The 4,307-nt window shown below is 70.4% G+C and carries 3 protein-coding genes; 1 reads left to right on the top strand and 2 read right to left on the bottom strand.

Features of this window, described 5'->3' with window-relative positions; all coding sequences use genetic code 11:
* Positions 1-1,441: alkaline phosphatase family protein (locus tag AC1D01_RS22875; protein WP_477870362.1), on the top strand; the 1,441-nt coding region annotated here is incomplete at its 5' end.
* Between the two features lie 13 nt (positions 1,442-1,454).
* Here the strand turns inward: AC1D01_RS22875 and AC1D01_RS22870 are convergent.
* Positions 1,455-4,127, bottom strand: a complete 2,673-nt coding sequence (locus AC1D01_RS22870; RefSeq protein WP_477870360.1) for a glycoside hydrolase family 9 protein — start codon at positions 4,125-4,127, stop codon at positions 1,455-1,457.
* A gap of 15 nt (positions 4,128-4,142) precedes the next feature.
* Entirely contained in the window at positions 4,143-4,298 is a 156-nt protein-coding gene (locus tag AC1D01_RS22865) for a LemA family protein (RefSeq protein ID WP_477870364.1), read from the bottom strand.
* Between the last annotated feature and the right edge of the window lie 9 nt (positions 4,299-4,307).

Below are 4,307 nucleotides of genomic sequence, written 5' to 3'. Positions count from 1 at the left end.
GGGCTGGACCTCGGACCCCTACATCGGCAACTACGGCGACAACTCGCTGCTGTATTTCCACCAGTACCAGAACGCGCCCGAAGGATCGCCGCTGGCCGTCGCGGCGCGCAGCGGCACGCAGATCAACGCGCTGAACCGCGATCCGGCGCGCCTGTTCGACACGCTGCGCGAGGACGTGCGCAGCGGCCGCCTGCCGGCGGTGTCGTGGATCGTCGCACCCGAGGCCTTCAGCGAGCACCCGAACCACACGGCGGATTTCGGCGCCTGGTACAGCTCGCAGGTCATCGACATCCTGGCCTCGAACCCGGATGTGTTCGGCAAGACGGTGCTGTTCATCAACTACGACGAGGAAGGCGGCTTCTTCGATCACATGGTGCCGCCCACCCCGCCGTTTGCCGGGCAAGGCGCGTCGACGGTGGACACCGTCAACGAGATCTACCCGGCCGGCGACGCCGCCCACCCGAGCGCACCGTACGGCCTGGGCATGCGGGTGCCGATGCTCGTGGTGTCGCCGTGGAGCAAGGGCGGCTGGGTCAACTCGCAGGTGTTCGACCACACCTCGCTGATCCGCTTCATCGAGGCGCGCCACGCGAAGGCGCATCCGCAACTCATCGAGCCCAACATCACGCCGTGGCGGCGCGCGGTGGCTGGCGACCTGACGTCGACGCTCGATTTCTCGCGCCCGGATCGCGATCGCGTGCGGCTGCCGAGCACCGCGGGGCTGATGCCTGCCGACCTGGTGCGGCACCCCGACTACGCGATCGTGCCGCCGACCTCGCCGCTGCTGCCGGTGCAGGAGCCCGGCGTGCGGCCGGCGCGGGCGCTGCCCTATGTGTTGCATGCCGAAGGCGCGGCGAACACCGCGGCGGCATCGTTCCAGCTCAACTTCGGCAACACCGGCAAGGCGGCAGCGGTCTTCCACGTGCGCTCGGGGCAGGCGGCGCAAGCACCGAGGAACTTCACGGTCGAACCGCAGCGCCTGCTGTCGGCCTCGTGGGCGGCGGCGGTCGACGGGTCGTATGACCTGTCGGTCAGCGGGCCGAACGGCTTCCTGCGGGCCTTCAAGGGCAAGGCCCGCGCCGACAGCAGCAAGCTGCTGATCCGCGCGAGCTACGACGAGGGGCGGCTCGGCATCACGCTGTCGATCACGAACGTCGGGCTGCAGGCGGTGGGCGTGCGGGTGCGCGACGGGTATGGTGACGGGCGCCACGACGGGCGCGGGGACGGACACGGCGACGATCGATGGGCCGACCGGCTCAGGCCCGGCCAGTCGACCGCGAAGTACTGGCCGCTCGAACGCAGCCGCGGCTGGTACGAGCTGGAGATCACCGTCGACGGCGATGCGGCGTTCGCGGCGCGCTTCGCCGGCCACGTCGAGAACGGCGACGACAGCATCAGCGATCCGCTGATGGGGCGGCTGCGGCCGGGCTCGCGTCCGTGACCATCGGCCTGCCTCAGCGCGCCGTCACCACGGCGATGCTGCAGTCGCGCCCCTGGACCTGCACGTTCGATGGGATCGGCCGTGCGCCGCTGTACGCGAGCTGCATCCCGAGGTCGACCGAACTGCCTGCCGCCACCGTCGCGTTCCAGTCCACCGGCCGGACGGTGATGATGCGTGCACTGGACGTCACCACGCTGCTCCAGGAGTTGGTCACCGTGAAGTCGTTCGACTCGGTCCATGACAGCTGCCAGTTGCTCAAGGCCAGCGTGCCGGTGTTGGCCAGGCGGATCGCCATCACCTGGCCCGCGCCCCAATCGTTGCTGATGTCCAGCGTGACCGCGCACGAGCCCGGCGGTGGGGTCGTCCCCTGCTGCGTGGTGGCCGATACCACGGCACTGGCGGCGCCCTCCCCGCCCGCATTCGCGGCCGTCACCTGGTACCAGTAAGTGGTGTTCGCCGCCAGCCCGGTGTCGACGTAGTTCGTCGCGGTCGGCGATGCGACCGCACTGAAGCTGCCCGCCGCCCCGCTGGCCGAGCGCTTCACCGAGTAGCTCGTCGCAGTCGCCGCCGCCGTCCACGCGAGCGTCACCGACCCGGCCCCGCCGGTGGCCGTGAGACCCTGCGGTGCGGCCGGCGGGATGACCGGGCTGCCGCCACACGCCGGCGGCTCGTTGCCGAACACCTTCACACCGTTCGAGTAGACCGGGATCGCCAGCGACTTGACCGTGCTGCCGGCTGCGAGCCCCGCATACGACGGGTCGTTCGCCGGGTTCCAGTACGCCGTGCCCGAGGGCGCCGCCAAGCGGAACTGGATCTCCTTGCGGTGCGCCGACTGGCCGCCCGGGTAGATGTCGGTGCCGGTGAAGTCCGCGACGGCGTAGTAGATGGTGCTCGTGCCACAGCGGAACAGACCGCTCGCCGCGCCACCCTGCGAGTAGTTCGTGCTCAGCGTGATCGCCGAGGCCGGCACGCCGGCCGCGATCACCTCGCCCAGGTCGACGTAGTAGCGCAGCGAGAGCTTGTCGCCATGCCGCGCCGGCCAGCCCGAGCGGTTGTTCAGCAGCGCCTTGATCTCGGTGTAGGTGCCGCCCGAACTGTTGATGCCGGCCTCGACGAAGAACTCGTCCTCGGTGGCCACCTCGCGCGGCGGGAAGTTCGCGAGCGGCGCGCCCCCCGGCGCCAGCTCGTTCATCTTCGCCAGCACGCCGGTGAAGGCCGCGTTGTAGTCGGTCGCGACCTCGTTCGACACGTAGTTGCCGATGTCGTCGCTGTACGAATCGTTCGCGCCCGGCCCGCCCACCATCGCGCCATACAGCAGGTGGCGGTGCTGCGCCGGCGTCGCCTGGCTGTCCAGCCACGAGCCGTGCGCCGTGCGGTGGTGCGGGTGCTGCGGCGGGTTGACGCCGAAGCCGATCAGGTAGCTGCCCTGGCGCGGGTTGTCGCCCAGCACGTAGTTGACCTGGCGCGTCGCGAAATCGCGGTAGCGCTGCTGCTTCGCCGCGTCGCCCACCACGTCGGCATAGGCGAGCGCGATGAAGGCCTCGTTCATCGCATAGCGCAGCGAGCCCCACTGGTCGAGCCAGGCCAGGCCGCCCGGCGTGTAGGTCACGCGCTGGCCGTCCGAGGTGCCGGTGGTCCAGTAGTCGAGGTTGCGCTCCAGCGCGTCCTTGTAGAGCGCCTTGCCGGTGCTTTCGGCCAGCATCAGGTAGACGCCGACGAGCTTGCTGTCCCAGCCCAGCGTCCACTTGTACGGCAGGTAGGCGGTCTGGCCTTCGGTGCCGAAGTTGCCCACGAACGACTCGGCCTTCTGCAGGTAGGCCGCCTCGCCGGTGGCGCGGTACAGCCAGGCGGCGCCCCAGGCCAGCTCGTCGTAGTAGCCCGACCAGGAGTTGTAGTAGTTGGCCGCGTCGGGGACGCAGTCGGAGTACTTCGCGCGCACGGTGTCGGCGAAGGTGTACAGCTGCCGCGCATGCGTCAGCAGTTGCGCCGCATAGCCGGGATCGCTGGGCGCGAACAGCATCGAGGCGGCTGCCATGGCCGCCGCGGTCTCGGCCGCCACGTCCGATCCGCCGCAGCTCGCGGTGATCTTGTAGCTCGGCGCCGCGAGCGGGTAGACCTCGACCGGCCCCCACCAGCTGTGGTCGGTGCCGCCGTTGCCCACCTGCACCACCAGCTCGTTCGGCGCGGTGTGCGCGCGCATGAAGTAGTCGTTGACGAAGCGCAGGTTGGCGAGCAGCGCGTCGTACTGGCCGGCGGCCTGGTAGCCGGCCTTGAAGCGCAGCCCGCCCCAGGCGAGCTGGGTCGCGCTGAAGGCCATCGGGAAGCCGAACTTCACATGGTCGCCGGCGTCGTACCAGCCGCCGGTCAGGTCGCGGCCGATGTCGCTGCCATCGGACAGGCGCGAATCGCCGCGCCAGCTGGTGACGCGGTTCCAGGCCGGCAGCTTGCCGGATTGCTGCGCTTCGTAGAACAGCACCGATTTCTGCAGCGCCTCGGCGTAGTTGAAGCGTGGCGCGGCCAAGGGGGCGGCCATCGCGCGAGCGCGCGATGCGTCCTGCGCCGCGGTGTCGGCGGGCGCGGGGCCGTCGCCACCACCGCAGGCACTCAGTGCGGCCGCGGTGGCGACCACAGCCACGGTGCAGGCCAGCGCCCCGCGCCGCAGGCGATGGATGAGGTTCTCGTTCATGGTCATCTCCCTGGATCAGAGGTGGGTGGGTACGGAGGCGTAGCCGGCCAGCCGGGCGGCGATCGCATCCGGGAACGACTGGGTCAGCGCGTTGTAGCTGCCGGCAAAGCGGCTGTAGCGCGCGCGGGCCTCGGCCAGCTGCGCCTCCGACTGCAGCAGCTGCCGGTGCAGGCCTTGCAG

It is taken from the genome of Rhizobacter sp. P3_B12 (assembly GCF_056402895.1).
The sequence above is the reverse complement of the archived record's forward strand: the minus strand, read 5'-3'. Positions and strand labels throughout refer to the sequence as shown.

Bases quoted from the DNA above. Each gene is read 5' to 3' on its own strand.
- AC1D01_RS22870 (WP_477870360.1), bottom strand. From the start codon at position 4,127: ATGAACGAGAACCTCATCCATCGCCTGCGGCGCGGGGCGCTGGCCTGC.